The sequence below is a fragment of the Pseudarthrobacter sp. fls2-241-R2A-168 genome (assembly GCF_030209335.1).
Lineage (GTDB): Bacteria > Actinomycetota > Actinomycetes > Actinomycetales > Micrococcaceae > Arthrobacter.
In genome coordinates, this window is sequence record NZ_JARVSG010000026.1 from 91,483 (window position 1) to 116,325 (window position 24,843).

Genomic DNA, 24,843 nt, shown 5'->3' on the forward strand with positions numbered 1-24,843 from the left:
AAATATCAAGCAGGAATTAGGACGGAAATGATGGAGAAAATGGGGATTCGCTGCATGGTGCTGTTCCTGTCACTTACGGCAGCGCTGCTTCCGCGCGTGAGCGCCGGAAAGCGTAGGAGACTGCAGGTCGGAACAAGCCAAGACCGGCTGCCAGTAGGCGGCCCCCTGAGAAGGACCAAACACGTCGATAATCCCGAGCGGGGCGACGTTCCTGGCTGGGTCATGATCACGTTGATGTCGGCAGTATTGGTTGCCGCGCTGCTGGCGCTCGCAGGTCCGGCGCTGGAAGCCATGTTCAATCAGGCGATGGACAAGGTCGGAAGCTAGGCTGTGTCGCCGCCTGCCCGCGGCGGGGCCACCGGCTACGCACTGGACAGCAGACGAAAAAGCTTTGCGCAGGGCAGGGTCAAGCCGGAAGCCGAGCCCGGCGAGCGGGGCTCGGCCGTGGTCGACTTTGTCCTCGTCGGCAGCCTGCTCACCTTGTTTTTCCTCGCGATTATCCAGTTGACCCTGGTCCTGCATGTAAGGAATACGTTGATCGACGCTGCGGCATCGGGGGCCCGTTATGGAACGCTCGCTGACCGTGGTGCCGGTGATGCCGAGGAACGTACCCGCAGCCTGATCCAGGCCGCCCTAAACGCAGGGTTTGCGGAACAAGTCAGCACCAGTGAGGTCACCTATCAGGGCCTGCGGACCCTCGAGGTGACGGTCCGCGCGCCGATGCCGGTGATCGGACTTATCGGACCCCGCGACATGCTGGAGGTGAAGGGCCATGCCGCGATGCAGCCGTGAATCCACCCGGCTTCGCTTCCGCGCCCGGCTGCGGGAAAGCCTATGCCAGAGTCCGGGAAGCTGGCAGTCGGGCGCCCACCAGCACGAACGGGGGAGCGCCGTGGTTGAGTTCACCTTTCTCGCGCTCCTGCTGATGGTTCCGTTGGTGTACTTCATCATCACCATGAGCCAGATCCAGGGCGGTTCCTTTGCCGTGGTCGGTGCGGCAGACCAGGCGGCCAAGGTCTACATAGCCCAGCCTGATGCTGCCACCGCGCAGGCTGCCGCCGAACAGGCTGTTGCGATAGCGCTGGCCGATTTTGGACATCCGCCTGAAGGGGCCCGGGTGGCAACAACGTGTACTCCGGCAGACTGCCAGGCTGCCGGAAGCACTGTCACGGTGACTGTGAACCTGACAGTGCCGCTCCCGTTCCTGCCTTTCAACGATGACTTCCGGCTCAACGCCAGCGAAGTGGAGGCGTCGTCCACTCAACTCGTGGGCAGGTACCGGTGAGAAAACATCCAACGAACGAAGACGGCCAGATGATGGTGATGATCCTTGGCTACGTTGTGCTGGCCTTGCTGGTGACTACCGTGGTCATCGGAATCTCCTCGGTGTACCTCGAACATAAGCGTCTGCTGTCCCTGGCCGACGGCGCCTCCGTCGCGGCGGCGGACAGCTACACGCTGGGCGAAGTGGCAACGCAGGGCGGCAGTCCGTCGGCGGTTCTTAGCTCAGCCAGGGTCAGGAACGTGGCAGCCGACTTTGTGTCGAGGAGCCCCGCCTCGCAGCGCTTTGACGGGCTCGCCGTCGCGGGGACGACCGGCACACCTGATGGATCCACCGCCGTCGTGGTGCTCACGGCCGCAGTGCACCCGCCCGTGGTGAACTTCCTGATGCCCGCCGGGATAACCATCGAGGCGACCTCCACCGCACGCTCCCGGCTCACCCGTTGACGGCCCTGATGGTCAGGGCTCGGAAAGTGCGAACTATGTGCTGCAGGCCGAGGGGACAACAGCCAGGATCAGGCCCTTCCCGGATAGCGTAGGCTTAAACAACCATGGCCAATATTGATTTTTCCGCTGAAATCCGCGCCCTTCGCGCCACCTACGAATCCATTGAGCGAGTTTCCGACGTAGAGGCACTGAAGGAAGACATCGCCGAACTGAGCGAGCGGGCAGGCGAACCGGATCTCTGGGACGATCCGGCAGCGGCACAAAAAATCACCTCCCGCCTGTCACACCGGCAGACTGAACTGGAGCGTCTCAACAGGCTCGTTTCCAGAATCGATGACCTCGAAGTACTGGTGGAGCTTGGACAGGACGAGGACGACGCCGATTCCATGGCGGATGCGGCAGCCGAACTTGAGTCGATCAAGAAGGCCCTGAAGGAACTGGAAGTTGTTACCCTGCTGTCGGGTGAGTACGACGAGCGCGAGGCCGTAGTTTCCATCCGGGCCGGAGCCGGCGGCGTGGACGCAGCTGATTTCGCCGAGATGCTGATGCGCATGTACCTCCGCTGGGCGGAACGCCACGGTTACCCCACCACCGTCATGGACACGTCCTATGCCGAGGAAGCCGGACTGAAGTCGGCTACCTTCGAGGTCAAAGCCCCGTACGCCTTTGGAACTCTCAGTGTTGAAGCCGGAACCCACAGGCTGGTCAGGATCAGCCCCTTCGACAATCAGGGCCGCCGCCAGACGTCCTTCGCGGCCGTCGAAGTCATCCCGCTCATTGAGCAGACCGACTCGATCGAAATCCCGGACAATGAAATCCGCGTGGACGTGTTCCGCTCCTCCGGGCCCGGCGGCCAGTCCGTCAACACCACGGACTCCGCCGTCCGCCTGACCCACATTCCCACCGGCACCGTGGTGTCCATGCAGAACGAGAAATCGCAGCTGCAGAACCGTGCCGCCGCTATGCGCGTGCTCCAGTCCCGGCTCCTGCTCCTCAAGAAAGAGCAGGAAGACGCCGAAAAGAAAGCGCTGGCCGGAGACGTCAAAGCGTCCTGGGGCGACCAGATGCGCTCTTATGTCCTCAACCCGTACCAGATGGTCAAGGACCTGCGGACCGAGCACGAGGTGGGCAACACCAGTGCCGTCTTCGATGGCGAAATCGATGACTTCATCGACGCCGGTATCCGCTGGCGCACGGACAACCGCAACGCTGAGAAGTAGCAGCCTCAAGCGACACGCCCCTTGAAACCAGCCTGATTCACAGGTTGCCCTGCGTATAGTCGAGGGGCCGGGGCCCAACTTTCCCCAAACGAAAACCCGCGCACCGGCTGCAGAACTGGGCTGCATCAGAATCAGCCATGCCCTGCAGGGTACTTAGGGCCATGATCCGATTCGAAAATGTCACCAAGGTCTACGACCAGAAAGCCCGGCCTGCGCTGGACTCTGTCAACCTTGAGATTGACCGCGGCGAATTCGCCTTCCTCGTCGGCGCGTCAGGCTCCGGCAAATCCACCTTCCTCCGGCTCGTGCTGAAGGAAGACCGCGCAACCTCCGGCGCCGTCTACGTCGCCGGCCAGAACGTCGCCAAGATCTCCAGCTGGCGCGTCCCGCGGCTCCGCCGGGGGATCGGCGTCGTCTTCCAGGACTTCCGCCTCCTGCCGCAGAAGAACGTCTTCGCCAACGTGGCCTTCGCCATGCAGGTCATCGGCAAGAGCCGCAGCGTTATCCGTGACACCGTTCCCGAGGTCCTGAAGACCGTTGGCCTGGAGGGCAAAGAGCACCGCATGCCCCACGAACTCTCCGGCGGCGAGCAGCAGCGCGTGGCCATAGCCCGTGCAGTGGTCAACCGGCCGGGGATCCTCCTCGCGGACGAGCCCACCGGAAACCTCGACCCCACAACGTCCATGGGCATCATGGGCATTCTGGACAAGATCAACCAAAACGGAACCACCGTGGTGATGGCCACGCACGACGACGACATCGTCAACGAAATGCGCAAACGCGTGGTGGAGCTCAAGAACGGCGTGGTCATCCGCGACGAGGCCAAGGCACTGTACACCTCCATGATTCCCGTCGTCGGCCAGTCACGCCGGCTCAAGGACGCAAGCGGCCGGGAGACCCCCGACGCCGGACAGCCGGGCGAAGGCGAGGGACAGCGATGAGGCTTGCATTCATCCTTAGCGAGATCGGCAGCGGCCTCCGCCGCAACCTCTCCATGGTTGTCTCTGTCATCCTGGTCACTTTCGTCTCGCTCACCTTCGTGGGAGCTGCGGGCATGCTCCAGATGCAGATCAACCAGATGAAGGGCTACTGGTACGACAAAGTCCAGGTGGCCATCTTCCTGTGCAGTGAGGGCTCGACGGCGGCCGGTTGCGCCGGCGGGCCCGTTACCGCAGAGCAGCAACAGAGCCTGAACTCCCTCCTGGAATCCCCTGCGGTGGCCCAGTACATCAACGACTTCCAGTACGAGTCCAAAGACGAGGCCTACAAGCACTTCAAGGACCAGTTCTCGAACTCACCCATCGTGGACTCGGTGACTCCGGACCAGCTGCCGGCATCTTTCAGGATCAACATGAAGGACCCGGAGAAATACCAGATCATCAGCGAGACCTTCGCGTCCCAGCCGGGCGTGGAGACCGTCATTGACCAGCGGCAGCTGCTCGAACGGCTGTTCTCCGTCATGAACGGAGCCTCACTGGTGGCCGTCAGCATCGCCGGTGTGATGATCGTCTGCGCCATCCTGCTGATCGCCACCACCATCCGGCTCTCCGCCTTCAGCCGGCGGCGGGAAACGGGCATCATGCGCCTGGTGGGCGCATCAAAGACAGTAATCCAGCTGCCGTTCATCCTCGAAGGCGTCATTGCGGCAGTCATTGGGGCTGCCCTTGCTTCCGCCACATTGTGGGCCGTCGCGCACTTCTTCCTCGGCGAGTACATGTCCCAGCAATACCCGGATACGGCCTTCATCTCCTCGGGCCAGACGCTCATCCTGGCACCGGCACTGATAATCCTTGGCGGATCCTTGGCGGGAATTTCGTCTCTCTTGACCTTGCGCCGATACCTTCGGGTCTAGGTATGCAAACCGAACAAGGAATGCCCATGAACGTAACGGATCCAACGTCCCCGCGGCGCCCGCAGGCAACCCGGCGCAAGGCGCCCCGACGCGCCGGCGTGATGAGCGCCGTGCTCGCTGTTGTCCTCGCCGCAGGGCTCGCTTCCTCCACCCCGGCAGCTTTCGCCGACGAGCTTGAAGACAAGCAGAAGGCGCTTGAAGCCGAGGCCGCCAGGGTTCAGCAGTCACTGGAATTCGTTGATTCACGCATCGCCAAGGCAGCATCGGACCTGGTCATCTACCAGGGCCAGCTGCCCGGCGCGCAGCAGGCACTCCTTGAGGCGCAGGGCCGCGTTGCCGGGGCAGTCAAGGAAGTGGAAGCGCTCTCCGCGCGTGTGGATATGGCCCAGCAGAACAAGGCCAAAATCACGCAGCAGCTCGAAACGGACAAACAAAAGATTGCCGATACCAAGAAGCTGATCGGCCAGATCGCCACCCAGGCCTACAAGTCCGGGGGAGTGCCGTCCAACCTGTCCTTGTTCTTCGGCTCGAACAACGGCGGAAGCCTGACCGAAACCATGGATCTTGCGGACCAGGCCATGCGCAGCCAGAACGCCGCCATGGACAAGCTGTCCCAGCAGAACGCCACCAACGTCAACTCCGAAGCACGCCTCCAGGCAGTCGAAGCGGAAATCAAGGACTTGAAGGCCAAGGCTGACGCCGCCCTTGAGCGGGAGAAAGCAGCCCGGGACGAGGCAGCTGCCAGGAAGGACGAGGTGGACCGGCTGATCGCGGACACCACCCGCCTTGACGCTGAACTGCAGGCTGCCAAGCCCGGCATCCAGTCCCAGCTCGCCAGTGTCCAGGCCAGCCAGAATGCCGTCGCAGCCGAAATCGAGGAGCGCGACCGGAAACTGCGCGAGGCCTGGGAAGCCGAGCAACGCCGGCTCGCGGCGGAAGCCGCAGCAGCAGCGGCCGCGGCCGCGGCAGCGAGGAACCAGCCGCCGCCCCCCGTCCAGCCGTTCGTGCCGCCGGTAGGTTCGCCGTCGGCCTTTGGCCTCCGGCATCCATTTGACGGCAGCGTCCCCATCACGTCCGGCTTCGGCTGGCGTGCAACGCCCCCCGGAACCATCGACTTCTACGGCCAGGGCGGCTACCTGCACACCGGCATCGACTTCGGCGCAGCGTGCGGCACGCCGGTGTATGCGGCGGCAGCGGGCGAGGTCTTCAGCTCAGGCTGGAACTCAGCCGACGGCGGCGGCTGGCGGGTGAAGATCTCCCATGGCCTGGTTGAAGGCAACACCCTGAACACGATCTACTACCACAACTCCAGCATCGTGGTCTCGAACGGCCAGCGGGTATCGCAGGGACAGCTGATTGCCTACTCCGGCAACACCGGCAATTCCACCGGCTGCCACGCTCACTTTGAAACCTGGCTGAACGGCAATGCCGTGGACCCGATGGGACTGCTGTAGGGGGTCATAAGCCTGCCGTACACTGGTATGACTCCGCGCCGGCTGGCCTGGAGGACATCCGATTCTTGAACTGAGGAGCTTTCCCTTGCCTAAAGAAAGTGGCCGTAAAGTGGTGGCCACCAACCGCAAGGCCCGGCACGACTACCATGTGCTGGACACCTACGAGGCTGGAATCGCGCTGATGGGAACCGAAGTAAAGTCCCTGCGCGAGGGCCATGCCTCCATGGTGGACGGATTTTGCACCTTCTACAACGACGAGCTGTGGATGGAAGCCATTCACATCCCGGAGTACAACCAGGGCAGCTGGACCAACCACGCGGCACGGCGCCGCCGGAAGCTGCTGCTGCACCGCGAGGAACTTATCAAGATCTCGCACAAAGTGCGCGAATCGGGCTACACGATCGTTCCCCTGCAGTTGTACTTCGTTGATGGCCGGGCCAAGGTCGAAATCGGCGTGGCCCGCGGCAAACGCGAGTACGACAAGCGGCAGACCCTCCGCGAACAGCAGGACAACCGCGAAGCGCAGCGCGAAATGCGGGAGCGCAACCGCCGGCGCTAGGCTGGAATGAATTCCCTGAAGGATGAGTTATAGTAGGTAGTCCGGCGGGCTTGCCCACCGGTTTGGTAACAAAATATGGGGATGATCGGTTTCGACGATGTTAGTCGCGACAGGTGAAGCGGGCCGAGGATGCAGAATTATCTCGTAAACGCTGTCTGCAAACCAATAAGTGCCAATTCTAAGCGCACTGACTTCGCTCTTGCTGCCTAAGCAGTAAGACAGTCCGTCAGCCCGAGGTTGCTATCGCCCCGGATCCTGGCGTCATTTAGATAGCCACTGCTGTCCACCTCCGTCATCGGGGTGAACGGGACTCTTAGATGACTGGGCCCGGATCAGCCAGCTGTTTGCGGCATGGCTGGGGCCGAGAAAATCCGACGCAAACTGCGCCCGGAGAAGCCCTGACAACACGACATCGGACGGGGGTTCAATTCCCCCCATCTCCACATTTGCGATGAATCCCTCCCTAGGGGAGGGGTTCATCGAGAAAACACCCCGGTCCTCGGACCGGGGTGTTTTTCTTTGCCCGGGGACTGGGCAGCCTGGCCAGTGGGCCCAGGACACCCCGTTCACCGACGGCGTAGCGCACCGGGGACTATGCAACCGCCACCGATCGTTGTCACCGGTAGGACCCGGACAAGCAATGCCGCCGGGATCCGCCTACCAGGAGGTGCCCCATGAACCAGGGGAGCGAGCCAGCGTCACAGGCGTCCGACGTCGACGCCCTGGACTCGTATTCGCAGACAGTTATGCGCGTGGCCGCCACGGTCACACCGCACGTAGCTGCCTTGGAAATGTCAGCGGCCCGCCGTAACGGCCGCGTCCGGGTGGGCGCGGGATCCGCGGTGCTTTTTACCGAGGACGGCTACCTCCTGACCAATTCCCACGTGGTGGCGGGCACAAACACCGGGCACGCAGTTTTCGCCGACGGCAGCCGGATGGACCTGGAACTCGTAGGCGCAGACCCCCTGTCCGATCTCGCCGTGGTCCACGGCAGGGCACCGCGGATTCCGCCCGCCCAATTTGGAGCTGCTGAATCCTTGCGCGTTGGGCAACTGGTGGTCGCTGTCGGCAACCCGCTCGGCTTGGCCGGTTCAGTGACGGCGGGCGTGGTGAGCGGCCTTGGCCGTGCCATCCCGGTATGGGCGGGCGGCAACCGGCGTGTGATTGAGGACGTCATCCAGACGGACGCTGCACTCAATCCGGGGAACTCCGGGGGAGCGCTGGCTGATACCCACAGCCGGATCGTAGGCATCAACACTGCGGTGGCCGGCGCGGGACTGGGCCTGGCCATCCCCATCAACGCCACCACCCGGCGGATCATCGCGGCATTGCTGGCAGACGGGCGCGTACGGCGGGCCTACCTGGGCCTGGTCAGCACACCTACCCGGCTCACCCCCAGTGCAGTGATCAGGACCGGACAGCGCGATGCGCTGAGGGTGGTGGAGGTGCTGCCCGGTTCCCCGGCAGACAAAGCAGGCCTGACCGCCGGGGACATCCTCCTTGCGGCCGGTGGACGCCCGGTCAGTGACGCCGAAAGCCTGCAGCGTCTGCTCTTCGCCGACGCGATTGGCGAACCACTCCAGCTCGCAGTGCTGCGGGATGGCAAGGAAGTCCATCTCACCGCAGTGCCCGAAGAGATGACCAGCAACGGAAAGTAGCCGGGCTTAGTCCTGGCCCGCCACGTCCGCGATGCCCACGAAACGTGTGCCCACGCCGTCGAACTCGCTGCGGACGTAACCCTGCCGCAGGGGTGGAACATCCGCCGGATCGTGGTGCGCGCACACCACGTAGGTAAACTCCGGCCACCACTTCTTGGGCCGTGCCGCTTCCTCGTAACCGCAGACAGCGCACTCCAGGTGAACCCAGACAGGCCGCTTCCCGGTTCGGTTGGCGCGGGACTGGACCAGCCACGGCGGCGGATTGTCCAGGATCTTCCCGAGTTCCGCCTCGGTCATCCACTTGGGAAGGCCATGGCGTTGCGCCATTTCCATCGGTACATCCAGGGCAATGGCCGCGTCACGTCTGCTAATCATCACCATCCACGATACGGGAGCCCGCCAAATCGCCTTCCGCGGCTCAAGAAGCGAGGGCCAGCCCTGCAGCGGCCGCGCCGAAACCGAGAACCAGATTGCCGGCCAGGTTCAACGCCGCGGCACCGAACCGCGCTTCTGTCAGCAGGCGCACAGTGGCCGTGGTCCAGGAACTGAAGGTGGTGAGGCCGCCTGCCAGCCCCGTGGCAAGTGCGAGCTGCCATTCCGGGGCCAACCCGAGCTTGAGGGTCATTGCGTGGGCGGCGCCGATGATGAAGCACCCCACGACGTTTACCAGCAGTGTGGCCCACGGCCAGTGCAGCCGCTCCCCGCGCCCGGGCCCGCGGGCACCGGCGCCGAGGGGCCGTGAGCCATAAGTTTCAAGGCCGCGTGCAGCCCGGAATGCCGTGTGATGCGCGAACCAGCTGTCCACAGCAAAGCGGAGCAGCGCGCCCGCAACCCCAAACACCCCTACCAGGGCAGCAGTCACCATGAACGCCCACTCACCCGGCCGCCGTCGCGCCCCTCCAACCAGCCCGCCACAACCTTTCCGGACCGCCACCCCGTACCGGCCGCTGCAAGCCCCAGCAGCAACGACAGCACCAGGTAGGCAATCCCCGTAAAGTGGGCGCCCGCGCGGGCCAGCTGGTCCACTGCGAACACCACCGCCGAAAACGTGGTGAACGAACCCAGGAGGCCCGGGCCCAGGCCGGCGCGAAGCCAGAACGCGGTGTGCGGCCGGGCCATCCACACCGTGGTCAGCAACGCCAGGACAAAGCTTCCGCCAGCGTTGATCCACAGCGTGGCCCACGGCACGGACCCCGGAAGATCCGGAAAGAGAAGTCCCAGCCCAAAGCGCAGCTCAGTACCGAGCAGGCCCCCAACAGCAACAGCAAGCCAGGCGCTGGCCGAAGGCGCGCCGGGAGGATTCATTCAGCCGTCCCCGAGCAGGCAGCCCGGGTGGGGATGGTCGCTGTGTACCCAGAGGGCAGACGTGATTTCGTCGGCCAGGTCATAGTCCCTGGTCCTGCCCGAGTTCCGGATCCTGACCACCAGGGCCCCGCCGAACGGCTTGCGGCCCACCACCTCCACTTCGGCGTCGAGGTCTATTTCCTCGGCGGAGAGGTAGCGGAGCAGGTCCGGGTTTTCGTCGCTGATGCGGGTGATCCTGCCGGTGTGCCCCTGGTCCAGCTCACCCAGCAGGTGTGCGCGGGGCATCCGGACCGTGCCTTCGGCGGTGGGGATCGGGTCCCCGTGGGGATCGCGCTGCGGGTCGCCGAGTATGGCTGCCACACGCTCAATGAAGGTGTCAGAGACGGCGTGCTCCAGCAGCTCGGCTTCGTCGTGGACCTCGTCCCACTTGTAGCCCAGCTGTTGGACCAGGTAGGTCTCGATCAGCCGGTGGCGGCGCACCATGGAAAGCGCCAGCCGGACGCCCTGGTCCGTGAGCGTGATGGCGCTGTAGGGTTTGTGGTCCACCAGCCCCTGGTCCTTCAGCTTCCGCACCATTTCAGATACCGAAGAGTTGGCCACCCCAAGGCGCTGGGCCAGCTGGGAGGACGTGATGGGCTTGTCCTGCCATTCGGTGAACGAGTAGATGACCTTGACGTAATCCTCGATGGAGGAGGAGGGCGCGCTGGTCTTCACAGCACCAAGCCTACCCGTTCACCGCCGGCGGTCATGCTTTGGTGGCCCGCCAGGTAAGCGTGAGGTAGGGCAGTTCGAGCTCTTCGTCCAGGCTGTGGCCGAGGTGGTCGTGCAGGTACCAGTCGAGGTTGGCCAGCACTTTAGCGCGGGTGGTTTCACCGGCCCGCAGGTAGTAGCTCCGCGACTTCGTCAGCTCCACAAGGTCGGTGGTGGTGACACGATCCTGCCAATGCGTTAGGTGGCCCTCAAGATCGCGGAACTCCGGCCCTACGTGCGGCCGGAAATCCGGCTTGTAAACGTCTCCGGCATGCATGATCCGCGAAAGCCGGTGAACCCAGGGAACCGAGGTGTCCAGCTGGTTCCAGATCAGGCCCAGGGTTCCGTGCGGACGCAGGACGCGTGCCAGTTCAGTGCTGGCTGCGAGGGCGTCACACCAGTGCCAGGCCTGGGCAACGCTGACGACGTCGAAGGCTGCCGCGGGCAGTCCGGTCGCCTCCGCGGTGGCCCGGACAGCCGTGGCGTCAGGATAGTGCGCGCGCAACTGCTCGAGCATGTCCTCGGACGGGTCCACGGCGGTGACCGACAGTCCCATGCCGAGCAGGAGTTCGGTGAACTTCCCGGTGCCGGCCCCGGCGTCGAGGGCATCGCGGGCTCCGGCGGGGACCAGCCATTGTGCGGATTCTTGCGGATAACCCGGCCGGACCTGCTGGTAGTGCCCGCCGCCGTCCTGGAAGCTCTGGCCGAGCTCCCGCCGCCGTCCGTGATCAAGTTTGGGGCCACCCCGTACCACCTGTGGCCCTCCTTCGATTGATGCCCTTGGGTATCCTCCGAATTTACCGCAAGTGCCTAGTCGTCGATGCAGGGAGCGGCACCCGCGGTGCCCGGGGTGTTGGGAGCCCAGTGCGGGTAGGTCCGGGTATCGTTGGCGGGAACCCAGCGTCCGGCGTCCACCACGTAGTCCCAGCCCAGCCCGTTGGTGCGCAGCGCCGCGATACCGGCAAGGAGGCGTTCGGCGTCCTCCAGGCGGGAGCCGACGCCGAAGCTGGCGCGCAGGGATCCGGAGGGCAGACCCAGCCGCTTCAGCAGCGGGTGGGCGCAGAAACGTCCATCGCGCAGGCCCACGCCGTGTTCGGCGGACAGGTAGGCCGCCACCAGGCCGGCGTCGTAGCCTTCCACCGAGAAGTTGACCACACCGATGGTGTCCGTATCCGGGTTGGTGTCCTTGAAAATCTGGTGGACGGTGACGCCATCGATCTGCTGCAGGCCTTCCACCAGGAAAGACCGGATGGCCGATTCGTGGGCATGCCACTGTTCCTGGTCCAGCCCGGCGATCACCTGGGTTGCGCGTGCCAGCGTGGCGGCGCCCAGGACGTTGGGGGAGCCGCCCTCATGGCGGGCCGGGCCGGTGGCCCAGCTGACGCCGTCGAGCCTTGCTTCCTTGACGGCGCCGCCTCCGGCAAGGTGCGGCGTTCCGGCGTCCAGCCAGTCCGTGCGGCCCACCAGCACGCCGGCGCCGAAGGGTGCGTACAGCTTGTGGCCGGAGAAGGCGAGGTAGTCGACGTCGTCCGCTGCAATATTCACGCGGCGGTGCGGTGCCAGCTGGGCGGCGTCCACCACGATCCGTGCGCCGTGTTCGTGGGCCAGTGCAGCCAGGGCCCGGATGGGAAGGATTTCGCCGGTGACATTGGACGCGCCGGTGACGGCGAGCAGGCTCACCCCGCCCTGCTCCAGTTCCGCGCGGACGGCATCGATGGTGCCGGCGATGGTGTCGGCGGCAACGATGCTGCGGTGCGGGACGCCCTGCCACGGCAGCAGGTTGGCGTGGTGTTCGATGTCCAGGTAGAGGACATCGCCGTCGGGCCGTCCGTCTGTTTCCGGCAGGCAGCCGGCCAGCAGGTTCAGCGAATCCGTGGTGTTCCGGGTGAAGATCACGGAGTCGTCCGGGCGGCCGCCCACAAACTCGCGGACGATGTTGCGGGCGTTTTCGTAGACGGAGGTGCTGATCTGTGAAGCGTAGCCGGCACCCCGGTGGACGCTGGCGTAGAACGGCAGGATCTCGTTCAGGTAGGCCGAGACCACGGAGAGGGCCGGAGCCGAGGCGCCGTAGTCAAGGTTGGCGTAGCGGATGTGGCCGCCGTGGATCAGCGGCGCCTGGATTTCTGCGCCGGTGACGGCTGCGAGCGGCCGGCCGGCAGCGGCACGGCGGGCAAAGGTGGTTCCGGCCTGGGCTGTTCCAGACCCGGCAGCTTCGAACGTGGCGGTGGCATTGGGGGAGACGGTGGCAGTTGTCACGAAAGACCTCACTTCAGAAGGACTCCCGCTCCCGGGAATCCGCGCTTGCCGCATCCGCTCCGGACCGGCCTGGTCGTCACCCGGGGCACCCCACCGCGGTTGGAGGGTTGCCGGCCAGCAAACCGGGGTTTCGCGCTGGCACTCGTGACCTGGTTAAGAGCGTAGAACATCGGGTTGGGAGGTTTTAAGTCGGGGCGATTGTTAAGCGCTTTGTTACGCCTGGCCGGAATGAGCTTCTTTTGCCGAAGAAAAGAACGGCGGGCACCTCTCCAAGGAGGCGCCCGCCGCTGATTCTTCGATGATGCTGCTGTTACAGGAGGTCGTCCAGCTCCGGGTTCAACCTGCGGAGCACCTCGGAGTGCAGGATGGAGTTGGTGGCCAGGGCGTTGCCGCCGAAGGGCCCGTCTTCCCCTTCCAGGGATGTGAAGCGCCCGCCGGCTTCCACCACGATCGGTACCAGTGCCGCCATGTCGTACAGGTTCAGTTCAGGTTCGCAGGCGATATCCACTGAGCCCTCGGCCACCATGCAGTAGGACCAGAAGTCGCCGTACGCCCGGGTCCGCCACACATCCTCGGTGAGGCCCAGGAAGTTCTCCAGGCTGCCGCGTTCCTTCCAACCGCCCAGGCTGGAATAGGAAAGGGAAGCGTCGGAAAGCTTGGACACATTGGATACCCGGAGCCGGGTGGCCGCGGCGAGCGAACGGCCCATGTAGGCGCCCATGCCCTTGGCCGCCCACCAGCGTTTGCCCAAGGCCGGCGCGCTGACTACGCCCACCACCGGTTCGCCTTCATCCACCAGCGCGATCAGGGTGGCCCAGACCGGGACGCCGCGGACAAAGTTCTTGGTGCCGTCGATGGGATCGATAATCCAGCGGCGCGACCCGTGCCCTGTGCTGCCGAACTCCTCGCCCAGCACGGCGTCGCGCGGGCGGGAACGGGACAGCTGGCCGCGGATGGCTTCTTCGGCGGCCTTGTCCGCGTCCGTGACCGGCGTCAGGTCAGGCTTGGTCTCCACCTGGAGGTCCAGGGCCTTGAAACGGCCCATGGTCTGGTCATCCACGGAGTCGGCCAGCACATGGGCCAGGCGCAGGTCATCGTTGTAGCTTGAAGCGGGTTGGATCATGCTTCCAAACTACCGTCTGCGCGCGGTTCTGCTGGGAGATCGGCACTGTCAGTTGACGCTGCCAAGCTCCTTGGCCTCCTGGGCCTCCATCCGGGGATCGGTGCCGAGGAGCCTGCGCAGCGAGGCCAGCCGGGCAACACCCGTGGCTCCGGCATGGCCGCCTTCCACCCAGGCATCCAGGCCGCAGTTCACAGCTGTGGCAGTATGCTTGCAGCCCCGCTCGCAGTCCTCAATGCCGGGGAAGAGGTCCGGGAAGGAACGCAGGATGCGGTCCGGGTCCACGTGGGCGAGGCCGAAGGAGCGGATGCCCGGGGTGTCGATGATCCAGCTGCCCGCCGGCGCGTCCGACAACCTCAGCGCCAGGGCTGACGAGGACGTGTGGCGGCCGCGGCCCGTCACGGCGTTCACCCCGCCGGTTGCTCGCTCGGCCCCCGTCAGTGCGTTCACCATGGTTGACTTGCCCACGCCCGAATGCCCCAGCATTACGGTGACTTTTCCGTCCAAGTAGCCCCGCAGCTCCGCCACTGCGTTACTGTCCAGCCGGGCTGACAATCCGTCATCAGAGCGGGCGTCGATACCGGACGCCGCGGAGTCCGCCGTCCGGCTGATAATGACCGGGAAGTCCAGGTGCGTGTAGTTGGACAACAGCTCCGCCGGATCCTTGACGTCCGCCTTGGTGACCAGCAGGATCGGCTCGATCCCGGCGTCGTACGCAGCCACCAGGGCGCGGTCGATGAAGCCGGTGCGCGGCTCCGGGTTGGCCGCGGCCACCACAATCACCAGTTGGTCCGCATTGGCCACGACAGCCCGTTCCACGGGATCGGTATCATCAGCGCTGCGGCGAAGGAGGGTTTTACGTTCCTGGATTTTCACCAGCCGGGCCAAGGTGTTGGGGTCGCCGGAAACGTCTCCCACGAGCGAGACGAAGTCGCCCGCCACCACCGGGTTGCGGCGCAGCTCACGTGCCCGGGCGGCGATGACCACGCGCTCGTTGCCGGAGTCCTCGCCCACCACTGCCGTGTACCGGCCGCGGTCAACTGTGACGATGCGGCCGGTGACGGCGTCGTCGTGGCTGGGCCGGTCCTTGGTCCGGGGCCTGGAACCTTTTTTGCTGGGCCGGATGCGGACATCCGACTCGTCCCAGGAGTCAGTGCTCCGCGCCACCGGCTGAACCTTCCGAAACTGCACTGGAAACACCGGTCTGGGCCAGCATGTCCGCCCACAGCCGGGGAAAATCGGGCATGGTCTTGGCGGTAGTGGCGATGTCCTCCACCTGGACGCCCTCCACGGCCAGGCCAAGGATGGCTCCGGCCGTGGCCATGCGGTGGTCCGCGTAACTGTGTACGACGCCGGCATGCAGCTTCGCGGGCCGGATCACCAGCCCGTCGCTGGTCTCCTCGGCGTCGCCGCCCAGGCGGTTGATTTCGGTAACGAGGGCTGCCAGCCGGTCCGTCTCGTGTCCGCGCAGGTGCGCGATGCCGGTGAGCCGGGAGGGGGTGGTGGCCAGTGCGCAGAGCGCGGCGACCGTAGGCGCCAGTTCGCTGGTGTCCGCGAAATCGGCACCCTTGATGTCCGCTCCGCCTGTGACGGTGAGGACGCCGTCGCGCAGGCTGACATCGGCACCCATCTCCGCCAGGATGCTGCGCCACAAATCCCCTACCTGCTGCGTCTGTTCAGGCCAGCCCGGAATCCGGACGGTTCCGCCGGACGCCAGTGCGGCGGCAAGGAACGGGCCGGCATTGGACAGGTCCTGCTCGATCTGCTGGTCGAAGGCACGGATAGGACCGGCAGCAACAACCCAGTGGTTCGGGACAGAATCGTCCACCACAACCCCGGCGCCGCGCAGCACGGCAACTGTCATGTTGATGTGATCCAGGCTCGGCACCGGTTTGCCGACGTGCTCCAGGTGCAGCCCCTCGGTGAACCTTGCGCCCACCAGCAGCAGGGCCGAGACAAACTGCGACGAGGCGCTGGCGTCGATGACCAGGTGGCCGCCCCGGACCTCGCCGGAGCCTTCCACTACAAACGGCAAGGACGACGGCGTGCCGCCGTCCTGGGCGGAAACAGCCACTCCCAGCGCCTTCAGCGCTTCGATGATGGTTCCCATGGGCCGCTTCCGGGCATGCGGGTCGCCGTCGAACAGGCTGGCGCCATTGCGCAGGGCAGCCAGCGGCGGCACGAACCGCATCACCGTTCCGGCGAGGCCGCAGTCGATCGTGGCTGCGGACGGTGTCCCGTCCGCGGCGATCGGGAGGACCTCAAGGTCCGGCCCGAAGGCACCGTCCCCCGGCACTTCGGTGATGGTGGCGCCAAGCTGGCGGAGCGCCTCGATCATCAGTGCCGAGTCCCTGGAGTGCAGCGGAGCGCGCAGCCGCGACGGGCCGTCGGCCAGGGCGGCGAGCACCAGGTACCGGTTGGTCAACGACTTTGAGCCGGGCACGGTGACCGTGGCATTCACGGGGCGGTGCGCGAAGGGGGCGGGCCAGTGGGGAAGGGACGCTCCGGTGTTGTCCCGGGCGGCGGCTGGTGCGGTCATGTGCTGCTTATGCCCCCGTGGCGTGTTCGACGGCGCGGCGTACAACCTTGTCGGCTTTGTGCAGCTTCTTGTTGGTGGTCTTGCGGGCATCCGACGCGAGGTGCGCGGCGCCCTTCCTCGCGTCAGCCGCCAGATGCTCGGCGCGCCAAGCGAGCCCCGGCTTTCCTGCAGTGTCCACGGAGGCAAGCAATGCCCCTCCACTCAGGGACAGGTTCTTCAGGAGCTGGCTGCGGCGGTTCGCGCGGCCCTCCTTGCTGCTGATGTCTGCGCTGCGCCATTCGACGAACGTATTGAGCATGGAAACCACAGTCAGCACGGTGGCCGAAAGACGGGAAAACTTTCCCAGCCCGAACAGGACGCCGGCGCCCACCTGAGTGCCGCCGATGATCCGGGCCAGTGTCTTCTCATCCGTCTGGAAAGGCAGCGCCGCCGCTGCCTTGCTCAGCAGGGGTGAGAGCTGTTGCGCGGTATCGTCGGCATTTTTGAGCTTATCCATTCCGGCAAGTACAAAACTGGAAGCCAGCATGGGCCGTGCGAGTGTGCGGACAAAGGACATGGATTTCCTCCTGGGTGGACGAACCGCGTCTGGTGCGGCGGAGTCCGTTCTAGTCTTGCACTTTTGGGGAATATTTGCCTGAAGCCGCAGGTTATGGAAACTGGGCCTGGAAAGCGGGGGCCCACAAGACAAAGCACCGGACAACAGAGTGGAGTTGGCCCTTGAGGCGGGTGTTGGACGGAATCGAAGCAGCAGGACCGGTGGCTACTCACTCGATGGGGGCTGAACCCCCTGAGTATGGTCCGCCGCGTGCGCATAGCCTGACAGTAGACTTGAAGGCAATGAGCACCTTGGATCCGGCCGTTTCGGCCATGTATGAGGCTTCGCAGAACGAAGCCAAGAGCAGCGCTGATACCCGGCCCGAGCTGGCAGAGCCGGCGGAAGACTCCGGGCAGTCTGCGGAAGCAACCGAAGAAGCGGTCAACATTTCTACGGAATCCGCGGAGGACCGCCGTGTCCGGTTTGAACGCGACGCGATGCAGTACGTCGATCAGCTGTACTCGGCGGCCATGCGGATGGCCCGGAACCCAGCCGATGCAGAGGACCTCGTCCAGGAGGCCTACACCAAGGCCTTTTCCGCGTTCCACCAGTACAAGCCGGGAACCAACCTCAAGGCCTGGCTGTACCGGATCCTGACGAACACCTATATCAACCTGTACCGCAAGCGGCAGCGCGAACCGCTCCAGTCCAACTCGGACACCATCGAGGACTGGCAGTTGGCGCGCGCTGAGTCACACACCTCCAGCGGACTGCGGTCCGCTGAGGCGGAGGCGCTGGATCACCTGCCGGATTCGGACGTCAAACGCGCCCTTCAGGCCATCCCCGAAGAATTCCGCCTTGCGGTGTATTTCGCGGACGTTGAAGGGTTTGCGTACAAGGAAATCTCAGACATCATGAACACCCCCATCGGAACAGTGATGTCCCGGCTCCACCGCGGCCGGAGAATGTTGCGGGACATGCTCGCGGAATACGCCGCCGAGCGGGGATTCAAAACAGCCGCAGTTGCACCGGATGCGGCGGAAAGCACACAACAGGAGAACAGGAAATGAGCGACTGCCAGGGATTGGGCGACTGCGACGATACCCGGATGCAACGCATCTACGAGTACCTTGACGGCGCGTTGACACGTGAAGACATCACGGAAATCAAGACGCACCTTGATGAGTGCCCGGAGTGCACGGAGCAGTACGACCTTGAGTGCGTTATCCGCAACATGGTCAAGCGCTCCTGCACCGAAGCTGCTCCGGACAACCTGAAGAACGCCATCCTGGACCGGATCCACTCGATCCGTCCAGTGGATGCGTAGCCAGTAGCGGACGCACAGTACTACCGGATGCGCAGGCCGCCACCCCGGAACCCCGATTAAGTACAAAGGACCCCGGAAGCCGAATGGCTTCCGGGGTCCTTTGCTGTAACCGCTATACCTGGCATGTGCCTAGGTGTTGGGGCGCTTCCCGTGGTTCGCGCCGCCACGCTTACGGTCACGACGTTTGCGTGCACGCTTGCTCATAGCTGGCCTCCTTACTGTTGGTACTCAAAAAGAGCTGCCCTCAAGTCTCCCACATGATCTGATGCCCCGCGAACCGGCGACCGCCGCGTGACCTGGGGTTCAAGGAGGCTTCGCCCGTGCCGGGAGCGGGGAAGGCTCCGGCAGACTAGTTCCGAAGTGAGTTGCGGATGGCGATGCCCGCCTGCTCCAGCACGGTCCGAAGCGTTTCCAGAACCACGGGATTCAGGGGTTGCTTGCCTGCCTGTACCCGGAGTTCGGCGCGAAGGTCATCCCGGAAAGCCTGGAGCATCAGCTCGGCTTCCTTGAGTGAGCCTTTGCTGTCTGACGCCGGGCCGCCTTTGAGGGCCGTGAACGCGGCAGACGCCGCACCGGCGCGGGCGGCCTCGGCGGTGGCCGCGAGGTCGGCCCTGAGCCCGCGCATGTTGCTGCGGATATCCTCACGAAGGTTGTCTGCCAGCCGGCGCACCGACGCAGAGATTTCCTTCTCTACTCCTGCCAGTTCCTCACGGCGCAGGTTGAGTTCCGCCAGGCCGGCCGGCGTGATGCGGTAGTTGGTCCGGCGGCCTGAGGTTTCGGTGACCACCAGGCCCTCTTCCTCCAGTTTCCCGAGCCGGGGGTAAATGGTTCCGGCGCTGGGGGAATAGGTCCCGCCAAACCGTTCCTTGAGTGCCTTGATCAGTTCGTAGCCGTGCTTTGGACCCGATTCGAGGAGGGCAAGCAGGTAAAGCCGCAGGGCGCCGTGGGCAAAGACAGCAGGCATCAGTGCCGTTCTTCCGCAGACCCCATGGTGTTTCCGTTCGCCTCGCCGGGCGCCCTGTGCAGGATGGAGGTCTTGCCCGATACAGAATTGGTCCTGACCAGCATAAGTTTGGCGTCCGGGCCGGCAATTGTCTCCACCTTGCCGCCCGTGACGTGGTACTGCTGGTTGCCGATCACCACTGCTCCGGTGGCCGATTTGGCGACGATATCCACGCCGACGTCGTGGGGGATCCGGATGGTGAGGTTACCGGAAACTGAATTGGCGCCGAAATCCTGGGTGAAATCCAAGAGGTCGAAGTTCATATCGCCGCTGACTGTGTTGGCGCGGATGTGGCTGAAGTGCCCCGAAGCGGTGACCTCGCCTGAGACGGTCTTGGCAGTGAGGACACCGCTGTGGTTCCGGGCGCTGACTTCGCCGCTCACAGTGGTGATGAACAGTTCGCCGTCGGTGCCGTCGGCCATGACGGAACCTGAGACGGTGTTCAGGCGTGTACGGGAGGCCATTCCTGACACCAGGCCGTCACCGCTGACCGTGCCTGCCTCAACCTCCACGGTGGCAGGCAAGGCAATGCTGATGACGGCGTAGTTTTCACTGTGATGGTTCACCGTTCCCATGAGGTTCTTGAACCAGCCCTGCGGTCCGTGCAGCTGGTGCCGGACCTCCAGCCGGCCGTCCTGCAGCGAAACAGCCACGGGGTCGCCCTGCACTTCGGAAATCTCGATCCGGGTGTAGGGCTGTTCGTGGGCTACTACATCGAACCGGCCACGGACCATCCCCAGTTTCAGTGATGCGACAGAGCCGACGTCGATTGTCTCCGCGCCCGTGACATCCCAGTTCTGGTCAGGTGTTGTTCCAGCCATGGTTCCTCCAAAGACGATATATCGTGTTTGACCAAAGTACCCCCGGAGCGGGAGGACTTCAAGATATATCGCGAAGAAACGCTACTCTGGCGCTGCCATCCCCAGCCACTGGAACCAGCCTCGGTGCAGTACCAGCCAGGCCATCAGGCCGTAGCCCGCCTGCCCGGGCGTGCCCCCGTTGGCCGCAAGGTCCTGGCGCCACTGCTCGTGGTTCAGGAGCGGGGAGAAGGTGTCCACGTAGAGGTGCTTGCGGCGGGTGGTGACGTCAGCGAAAGCAGTGTTCAACTCGTCGAGGCGCCGGTTCTGGGCCGGGTCGAGGGTGGGCGGCGGCCCGACAACAAACACCTCCAGCCGGTTCTGGGAGGCAGAATCGAGAATGTTGGCCAGGTTAAGCCGGCTGCGCGCCGTGGACAGGCCGAATTCAATATCCCGGCCGGACAGGCCGATGACCAGGCGGTTCTCGTACTGGCTGTTGAACCTCCGGCCGGTCTCCTCCAGCCAGCGGGCGGCCAGGCCCTCCGTACCTTCCTGCGGGCAGGGAAGTGCGTAGCTTTCCAGGACCATCCCGTCCTGGGGAGTGCGGGCCAGTACGCGGCCCAGCCAGCCCAGCGCCCGGGGGTCACCCAGTCCGGCCAGCAGTTCATCTCCTACAGCTGCGATACGCAGCTTCCTGTCTTCCACACGTTCCTCTTTACTTCGGTGCCTGCCGGCCGCCGCCCGGGAATGTTTCCCTGTCCGGGCAGGCGCTGTCCATCCCATTAAACAGAACCGCCCGGCCGGAGTCTGGTATTTCGACGTCCGGCCGGGCAGCCTTATTGATTACTACCGTGCAAATGCCTGCTTCAGCAGGGCATCCTGCTCCGCGGCGTGGCGCTTCATGGAACCCGCAGCGGTGGACGCCGAGGCGGGGCGCGACACGAGGCGCACCTTGCGGTCCAGTGCGTCCGGAAGGTTCAGCCCGATGAACGGCCACGGCCCCTGGTTGGCAGGCTCATCCTGCGCCCAGACAACCTCGGCGTTCGGGTACTTGGCCAGTTCGGCAGCAATCTCCGCGTGCGGCAGCGGGTAAAGCTGCTCCACCCGGACGATCGCCGTGGTCGTGTCGCCCGTCTTCTGCCGCGTGGACAGCAGATCGTAGTAGAGGCGGCCGGAGACCAGCAGGACGCGTTCGACGGCGTCTGCGGCCAGCTGCTCATGCTCAGGGATCACCGGGCGGAAAGTGCCGTTCGTGAAGTCTTCCACGGACGAGGCGGCAGCCTTGAGTCGCAGCAGCTGCTTGGGCGTGAAGATGATCAGCGGCTTCCGCGGACGGCTGTAAGCCTGGCGGCGCAGCAGGTGGAAGTGCGAGGCGGCCGTGGTGGGGTTGGCCACGATGATATTCTCTTCGGCACACAGCTGCAGGAAGCGCTCGATCCTTGCGGACGAGTGGTCCGGGCCCTGGCCCTCGTAGCCGTGCGGCAGCATCAGCACCAGCGAGGACCGCTGGCCCCACTTCTGCTCGGCCGAGGAGATGAACTCATCGATGATGGTCTGGGCGCCGTTGACGAAGTCGCCGAACTGGGCTTCCCAGAGGACGAGGGCGTCGGGGCGTTCCACCGAGTAGCCGTACTCGAAGCCCATGGCCGCGTATTCGGACAGCAGCGAATCGTAGATCCACAGCTTGGCCTGGTCGTCGGAGAGGTTGCCCAGGGGCAGCCATTCCTTTCCGTTGGCGCGGTCGTGGAAGACGGCGTGGCGCTGCACGAAGGTGCCGCGGCGGGAGTCCTGGCCGGCCAGGCGGACGGGCACGCCTTCCATGATCAGCGAGCCGAAGGCTGCGATCTCGCCAAAGCCCCAGTCGATGCCGCCTTCACGGGACATCTGCTCACGCTTCTCGAGCAGTTGCTTGAGCTTCGCGTGGACGGTGAAGCCCTCGGGAATCTCCACATGCGCCTTGCCGATCCGGGCCAGTGTGTCAGCGGAAATGGCAGTCGATACCGGCGCGTTGGTGCTGGAATCGGACTGCTGGGCGATGGGCCGCTCGATGTCGGACACGGCTGCAGAGTCCGCCGTGATGATCGGAATCGGGGAAGTCTGGGCTGCATGGGTCTCAGCAAAGACGCGCTCCAGCCGTTCCTGGTAGTCGCGAAGCAGCTGCTCGGCTTCTTCCTCGGTGATGTCACCACGGCCGATGAGCGACTCGGTGTAGAGCTTGCGCACCGAACGCTTGGCTTCGATCAGGTTGTACATCAGCGGCTGGGTCATTGAGGGGTCATCGCCCTCGTTGTGCCCGCGGCGGCGGTAGCAGACCATGTCGATGACAACGTCCTTGTGGAACCGCTGGCGGAACTCGTAGGCGAGCTGGCCAATGCGGACCACAGCCTCGGGGTCGTCGCCGTTCACGTGGAACACCGGGGCCTGGATCATCTTGGCAACGTCGGTGGAGTACGTGGACGAGCGTGACGAGGAGGGAGCCGTGGTGAAGCCAACCTGGTTGTTGACCACGATGTGGATGGTTCCGCCGGTGCGGTAGCCGCGCAGCTGGGACAGGTTCAGGGTTTCAGCAACCACGCCCTGGCCGGCGAAAGCGGCGTCACCGTGCACCACGATGGGCAGCACCGGGAAGGACTCGCCCTGGTCCAGGCGGTCCTGCTTCGCACGGACGATGCCCTCGAGGACCGGGTCCACAGCTTCGAGGTGGGACGGGTTGGCAGCCAGGTAAACCTTGGTCTCCTTGCCGTTGTCCGAGGTGAACGTGCCCTCGGTACCCAGGTGGTACTTGACGTCGCCGGAGCCTTGGACCGAACGGGGATCCTGGGTGCCTTCGAATTCGCGGAACACCTGTGCATAGGTCTTGCCGGCGATGTTGGTCAGCACGTTCAGGCGGCCACGGTGGGCCATGCCGATCGCGACCTCGTCCAGGCCGTCATCGGCGGCGTCGGACATGATGGCATCCAGCAGCGGAATCAGGGACTCGCCGCCTTCAAGGGAGAAGCGCTTCTGGCCCACGAACTTGGTCTGCAGGAACGTCTCGAATGCTTCGGCAGCATTCAGCTTGGAGACGATGCGCAGCTGCTCTTCACGGCTGGGCTTCGAGTACGGGTGTTCGAGCTGGTCCTGGAACCACTTGCGCTCGGCAGGCTCCTGGATGTGCATGTACTCGATGCCGGTGGTGCGGCAGTAGGCGTCCCGCAGGACACCCAGGATGTCGCGGAACTTGAGCATGGACTTGCCGCCGAAACCGCCGGTGGGCCACTCGCGGTCCAGGTCCCACAGGGTCAGGCCGTAGGTGAGTACGTCAAGGTCCGGGTGCTTGCGCTGAACGTATTCCAGCGGATCGGTGTCCGCCATCAGGTGGCCGCGGACGCGGTAGGAGTGGATCAGCTGCTGGATCCGGGCGACCTTGTTGATCTCGTCGGCCGGATCAACCTGCTTGTCCGCGCTCCAGCGCACCGGCTCGTACGGGATGCGAAGGGACTCGAAAATCTCGTCGTAGAAGTTCTGCGCACCGAGGAGCAGCTGGTGGACCAGCTTCAGGAACTCCCCGCTGCCGGCACCCTGGATCACCCGGTGATCGTAGGTGGAGGTCAGGGTCAGGACCTTGCTGATGGCGTTCTGGGCGATGATCTTCTCGCTGGCACCCTGGAATTCTGCGGGGTAGTCCAGCGCGCCGACGCCGATGATGGCTGCCTGGCCCTTGGAGAGGCGGGGCACCGAGTGCACAGTGCCGATGCCGCCCGGGTTGGTCAGGGAAACGGTGGTGCCCTGGTGGTCCTCGGCCGTGAGCTTGCCGTTGCGGGCGCGCTTGATGAGGTCCTCGTAGGTGTGCCAGAACTCGGAGAAGTTGAGGGTTTCCGCCTTCTTGATGTTCGGCACCATCAGCAGGCGGGTTCCGTCGGGCTTGGGCATATCGATGGCGATGCCGAAGTTGACGTGTGCCGGCTGGACGGCGACGGGCTTGCCGTCCACCTCGTCGTAGTAGACGTTCATCGAGGGGAACTGCGAGAGCGCGCGGATGACGGCGTAGCCGATCAGGTGCGTGAAGGAGACCTTGCCGCCGCGGGCGCGTGCCAGGTTGGAGTTGATGACAACACGGTTGTCGATCAGCAGCTTGGCGGGGATGGCCCGGACGCTGGTTGCGGTGGGCACCTGAAGGCTGGTGACCATGTTGGTGGCGATCGCCTTGGCCGGTCCGCGCAGGATGGACACAACGTCCTCTTCGGGGGCGGTGGGGGCCTTGACGTTCTTGGGCAGCTGCGCGGGGATGGGCTGCGAACCGGTGCCGGACTCGGTCTTTTTTCCACCATCGCGGGCGACGGTGGCGGGGGCTTTCTTGACGGCAGCGGGGGCGGCAGGTGCCGCGGAGGCGGGCGGGGCCGACGGCGGAGCGGGCGGTGCCGCGGCCGGCGGCGCTGCCGGTGCTGCAGGAGCCGCGTTCACGACCGGCATCTCCCTGGTTGCGGGGTGGGCAGTGGCTTGCGCCGAATTTCCGTTGGAAGAAGAACTGCTGCCCGAGCCGAAGGATTCAAACAGCGGCCACCATTTGGCGTCAACAGCGTTCTTATCCTTTTGGTACTGCTCGTACAGTTCGTCAACGAGCCACTCGTTTCCGCCAAATTCCTCTGGTAGACGGTGGCTAGGCTGCTCTGGCACTTGAAATACGCCTCTTCCATGAGTTTGATTTCTCTCCGGCCCACGGTGCCCTCAGCACTACGTTTCAACCGGTCTCTGCGTCCT

At 64.7% G+C, this 24,843-nt stretch carries 27 protein-coding genes, 1 other RNA gene and 1 riboswitch; of the genes, 13 read left to right on the plus strand and 15 right to left on the minus strand.

From position 1 onward, the window contains the following. Positions 1-30 precede the first annotated feature (30 nt). The 11 genes from QRN11_RS22645 (at position 31) to QRN11_RS14955 (ending at position 8,471) form a co-directional block, all read left to right on the plus strand. The gene (locus tag QRN11_RS22645; protein WP_502935040.1) at positions 31-327 is read left to right on the plus strand and encodes a hypothetical protein; all 297 of its coding nucleotides are present in this window, start codon (positions 31-33) and stop codon (positions 325-327) included. Between the two features lie 42 nt (positions 328-369). After that, positions 370-792, plus strand: a complete 423-nt coding sequence (locus tag QRN11_RS14910) for a TadE/TadG family type IV pilus assembly protein (RefSeq protein WP_350223997.1) — start codon at positions 370-372, stop codon at positions 790-792. Positions 793-892: 100 nt separating this feature from the next. After that, the gene (locus tag QRN11_RS14915; protein ID WP_350223996.1) at positions 893-1,285 is read left to right on the plus strand and encodes a hypothetical protein; all 393 of its coding nucleotides are present in this window, start codon (positions 893-895) and stop codon (positions 1,283-1,285) included. A gap of 29 nt (positions 1,286-1,314) precedes the next feature. Further along, positions 1,315-1,728, plus strand: coding sequence for a pilus assembly protein TadG-related protein (locus QRN11_RS14920; RefSeq protein WP_285313412.1), 414 nt, complete (start codon positions 1,315-1,317; stop codon positions 1,726-1,728). A 104-nt stretch (positions 1,729-1,832) separates the two neighbouring features. Further along, the gene (gene prfB, locus QRN11_RS14925) at positions 1,833-2,948 is read left to right on the plus strand and encodes a peptide chain release factor 2 (RefSeq protein WP_091415617.1); all 1,116 of its coding nucleotides are present in this window, start codon (positions 1,833-1,835) and stop codon (positions 2,946-2,948) included. 161 nt (positions 2,949-3,109) lie between these two features. After that, positions 3,110-3,889: a cell division ATP-binding protein FtsE gene (gene ftsE, locus QRN11_RS14930; RefSeq protein ID WP_091415619.1), complete on the plus strand. Its 780-nt coding sequence runs from the start codon at positions 3,110-3,112 to the stop codon at positions 3,887-3,889. Then, the gene (gene ftsX / locus QRN11_RS14935; protein WP_091415621.1) at positions 3,886-4,800 is read left to right on the plus strand and encodes a permease-like cell division protein FtsX; all 915 of its coding nucleotides are present in this window, start codon (positions 3,886-3,888) and stop codon (positions 4,798-4,800) included. Before ftsE ends, ftsX begins: the two co-directional genes overlap by 4 nt. Positions 4,801-4,826: 26 nt before the next feature. Beyond that, a complete protein-coding gene (locus QRN11_RS14940; protein ID WP_170850655.1) occupies positions 4,827-6,254 on the plus strand; it encodes a M23 family metallopeptidase in 1,428 nt (475 codons plus the stop codon). A gap of 85 nt (positions 6,255-6,339) precedes the next feature. Beyond that, positions 6,340-6,813 carry an SsrA-binding protein SmpB gene (gene smpB / locus QRN11_RS14945; protein WP_050054575.1) on the plus strand — a complete coding sequence of 158 codons (474 nt, stop codon included), beginning with the start codon at positions 6,340-6,342 and terminating at the stop codon, positions 6,811-6,813. Positions 6,814-6,890: 77 nt separating this feature from the next. Next, positions 6,891-7,259, plus strand: a transfer-messenger RNA (tmRNA) gene (gene ssrA / locus QRN11_RS14950). A 228-nt stretch (positions 7,260-7,487) separates the two neighbouring features. Then, entirely contained in the window at positions 7,488-8,471 is a 984-nt protein-coding gene (locus tag QRN11_RS14955; protein WP_285313381.1) for a S1C family serine protease, read from the plus strand. A gap of 6 nt (positions 8,472-8,477) precedes the next feature. On the opposite strand, the gene QRN11_RS14960 is transcribed toward QRN11_RS14955, so the two are convergent. From QRN11_RS14960 to QRN11_RS15005, 10 genes are all read right to left on the minus strand, one after another. Continuing rightward, a complete protein-coding gene (locus QRN11_RS14960) occupies positions 8,478-8,846 on the minus strand; it encodes a hypothetical protein (RefSeq protein ID WP_142064599.1) in 369 nt (122 codons plus the stop codon). A 43-nt stretch (positions 8,847-8,889) separates the two neighbouring features. Beyond that, positions 8,890-9,336, minus strand: coding sequence for a fluoride efflux transporter FluC (locus QRN11_RS14965; protein ID WP_285313382.1), 447 nt, complete (start codon positions 9,334-9,336; stop codon positions 8,890-8,892). After that, positions 9,330-9,776 carry a fluoride efflux transporter FluC gene (locus QRN11_RS14970; protein ID WP_285313383.1) on the minus strand — a complete coding sequence of 149 codons (447 nt, stop codon included), beginning with the start codon at positions 9,774-9,776 and terminating at the stop codon, positions 9,330-9,332. Before QRN11_RS14970 ends, QRN11_RS14965 begins: the two co-directional genes overlap by 7 nt. After that, a complete protein-coding gene (locus QRN11_RS14975; protein ID WP_285313384.1) occupies positions 9,777-10,490 on the minus strand; it encodes a metal-dependent transcriptional regulator in 714 nt (237 codons plus the stop codon). Between the two features lie 31 nt (positions 10,491-10,521). Further along, the gene (locus QRN11_RS14980; protein ID WP_285313385.1) at positions 10,522-11,280 is read right to left on the minus strand and encodes a class I SAM-dependent methyltransferase; all 759 of its coding nucleotides are present in this window, start codon (positions 11,278-11,280) and stop codon (positions 10,522-10,524) included. A 56-nt stretch (positions 11,281-11,336) separates the two neighbouring features. Then, positions 11,337-12,782, minus strand: a complete 1,446-nt coding sequence (locus QRN11_RS14985) for an aminotransferase class V-fold PLP-dependent enzyme (RefSeq protein ID WP_285313386.1) — start codon at positions 12,780-12,782, stop codon at positions 11,337-11,339. A 36-nt stretch (positions 12,783-12,818) separates the two neighbouring features. Then, positions 12,819-12,932, minus strand: a riboswitch (SAM riboswitch). Between the two features lie 160 nt (positions 12,933-13,092). Beyond that, positions 13,093-13,905, minus strand: coding sequence for a histidinol-phosphatase (hisN, locus tag QRN11_RS14990; protein ID WP_091415634.1), 813 nt, complete (start codon positions 13,903-13,905; stop codon positions 13,093-13,095). Between the two features lie 48 nt (positions 13,906-13,953). Further along, a complete protein-coding gene (gene rsgA, locus QRN11_RS14995; protein ID WP_285313387.1) occupies positions 13,954-15,069 on the minus strand; it encodes a ribosome small subunit-dependent GTPase A in 1,116 nt (371 codons plus the stop codon). Further along, positions 15,053-16,441, minus strand: coding sequence for a 3-phosphoshikimate 1-carboxyvinyltransferase (gene aroA, locus QRN11_RS15000; protein WP_285313388.1), 1,389 nt, complete (start codon positions 16,439-16,441; stop codon positions 15,053-15,055). Before aroA ends, rsgA begins: the two co-directional genes overlap by 17 nt. Before the next feature lie 7 nt (positions 16,442-16,448). Continuing rightward, positions 16,449-16,997: a DoxX family protein gene (locus QRN11_RS15005; protein ID WP_142064576.1), complete on the minus strand. Its 549-nt coding sequence runs from the start codon at positions 16,995-16,997 to the stop codon at positions 16,449-16,451. Between the two features lie 215 nt (positions 16,998-17,212). Between QRN11_RS15005 and QRN11_RS15010 the strand changes: the two genes are divergently transcribed. Further along, complete coding sequence (locus QRN11_RS15010; RefSeq protein ID WP_502935041.1) at positions 17,213-18,046, plus strand: sigma-70 family RNA polymerase sigma factor; 834 nt, start codon at positions 17,213-17,215, stop codon at positions 18,044-18,046. Further along, complete coding sequence (gene rsrA / locus QRN11_RS15015) at positions 18,043-18,303, plus strand: mycothiol system anti-sigma-R factor (RefSeq protein ID WP_091415642.1); 261 nt, start codon at positions 18,043-18,045, stop codon at positions 18,301-18,303. The genes QRN11_RS15010 and rsrA overlap by 4 nt, the downstream gene beginning before the upstream one ends. Positions 18,304-18,432: 129 nt before the next feature. On the opposite strand, the gene QRN11_RS22650 is transcribed toward rsrA, so the two are convergent. The 5 genes from QRN11_RS22650 to QRN11_RS15035 all read right to left on the minus strand — a co-directional run bounded on the left by QRN11_RS22650 (position 18,433) and on the right by QRN11_RS15035 (position 24,759). Further along, positions 18,433-18,507, minus strand: coding sequence for a 50S ribosomal protein bL37 (locus tag QRN11_RS22650; RefSeq protein WP_369299106.1), 75 nt, complete (start codon positions 18,505-18,507; stop codon positions 18,433-18,435). Positions 18,508-18,652: 145 nt separating this feature from the next. Further along, a complete protein-coding gene (locus QRN11_RS15020; protein WP_285313390.1) occupies positions 18,653-19,267 on the minus strand; it encodes a PadR family transcriptional regulator in 615 nt (204 codons plus the stop codon). Beyond that, positions 19,267-20,127, minus strand: a complete 861-nt coding sequence (locus tag QRN11_RS15025; RefSeq protein WP_285313391.1) for a DUF4097 family beta strand repeat-containing protein — start codon at positions 20,125-20,127, stop codon at positions 19,267-19,269. Before QRN11_RS15025 ends, QRN11_RS15020 begins: the two co-directional genes overlap by 1 nt. Before the next feature lie 81 nt (positions 20,128-20,208). Further along, complete coding sequence (locus QRN11_RS15030; RefSeq protein WP_091415647.1) at positions 20,209-20,808, minus strand: GDSL-type esterase/lipase family protein; 600 nt, start codon at positions 20,806-20,808, stop codon at positions 20,209-20,211. A 141-nt stretch (positions 20,809-20,949) separates the two neighbouring features. After that, positions 20,950-24,759, minus strand: coding sequence for a multifunctional oxoglutarate decarboxylase/oxoglutarate dehydrogenase thiamine pyrophosphate-binding subunit/dihydrolipoyllysine-residue succinyltransferase subunit (locus tag QRN11_RS15035; RefSeq protein WP_285313392.1), 3,810 nt, complete (start codon positions 24,757-24,759; stop codon positions 20,950-20,952). Positions 24,760-24,843: the final 84 nt, after the last annotated feature.

Coding starts and splice junctions, on each gene's coding strand:
- QRN11_RS14955 (WP_285313381.1), top strand. CDS start 7,488: ATGAACCAGGGGAGCGAGCCAGCGTCACAGGCGTCCGACGTCGACGCC.
- QRN11_RS14940 (WP_170850655.1), top strand. CDS start 4,827: ATGAACGTAACGGATCCAACGTCCCCGCGGCGCCCGCAGGCAACCCGG.
- QRN11_RS14920 (WP_285313412.1), top strand. CDS start 1,315: ATGATGGTGATGATCCTTGGCTACGTTGTGCTGGCCTTGCTGGTGACT.
- QRN11_RS14960 (WP_142064599.1), bottom strand. CDS start 8,846: ATGATTAGCAGACGTGACGCGGCCATTGCCCTGGATGTACCGATGGAA.
- hisN (WP_091415634.1), bottom strand. CDS start 13,905: ATGATCCAACCCGCTTCAAGCTACAACGATGACCTGCGCCTGGCCCAT.
- QRN11_RS14965 (WP_285313382.1), bottom strand. CDS start 9,336: ATGGTGACTGCTGCCCTGGTAGGGGTGTTTGGGGTTGCGGGCGCGCTG.
- ftsX (WP_091415621.1), top strand. CDS start 3,886: ATGAGGCTTGCATTCATCCTTAGCGAGATCGGCAGCGGCCTCCGCCGC.
- aroA (WP_285313388.1), bottom strand. CDS start 16,441: ATGACCGCACCAGCCGCCGCCCGGGACAACACCGGAGCGTCCCTTCCC.
- QRN11_RS14970 (WP_285313383.1), bottom strand. CDS start 9,776: ATGAATCCTCCCGGCGCGCCTTCGGCCAGCGCCTGGCTTGCTGTTGCT.
- QRN11_RS15010 (WP_502935041.1), top strand. CDS start 17,213: ATGGGGGCTGAACCCCCTGAGTATGGTCCGCCGCGTGCGCATAGCCTG.
- QRN11_RS22645 (WP_502935040.1), top strand. CDS start 31: ATGGAGAAAATGGGGATTCGCTGCATGGTGCTGTTCCTGTCACTTACG.
- prfB (WP_091415617.1), top strand. CDS start 1,833: ATGGCCAATATTGATTTTTCCGCTGAAATCCGCGCCCTTCGCGCCACC.
- QRN11_RS15005 (WP_142064576.1), bottom strand. CDS start 16,997: ATGTCCTTTGTCCGCACACTCGCACGGCCCATGCTGGCTTCCAGTTTT.
- rsrA (WP_091415642.1), top strand. CDS start 18,043: ATGAGCGACTGCCAGGGATTGGGCGACTGCGACGATACCCGGATGCAA.
- QRN11_RS15020 (WP_285313390.1), bottom strand. CDS start 19,267: ATGCCTGCTGTCTTTGCCCACGGCGCCCTGCGGCTTTACCTGCTTGCC.
- ftsE (WP_091415619.1), top strand. CDS start 3,110: ATGATCCGATTCGAAAATGTCACCAAGGTCTACGACCAGAAAGCCCGG.
- QRN11_RS15025 (WP_285313391.1), bottom strand. CDS start 20,127: ATGGCTGGAACAACACCTGACCAGAACTGGGATGTCACGGGCGCGGAG.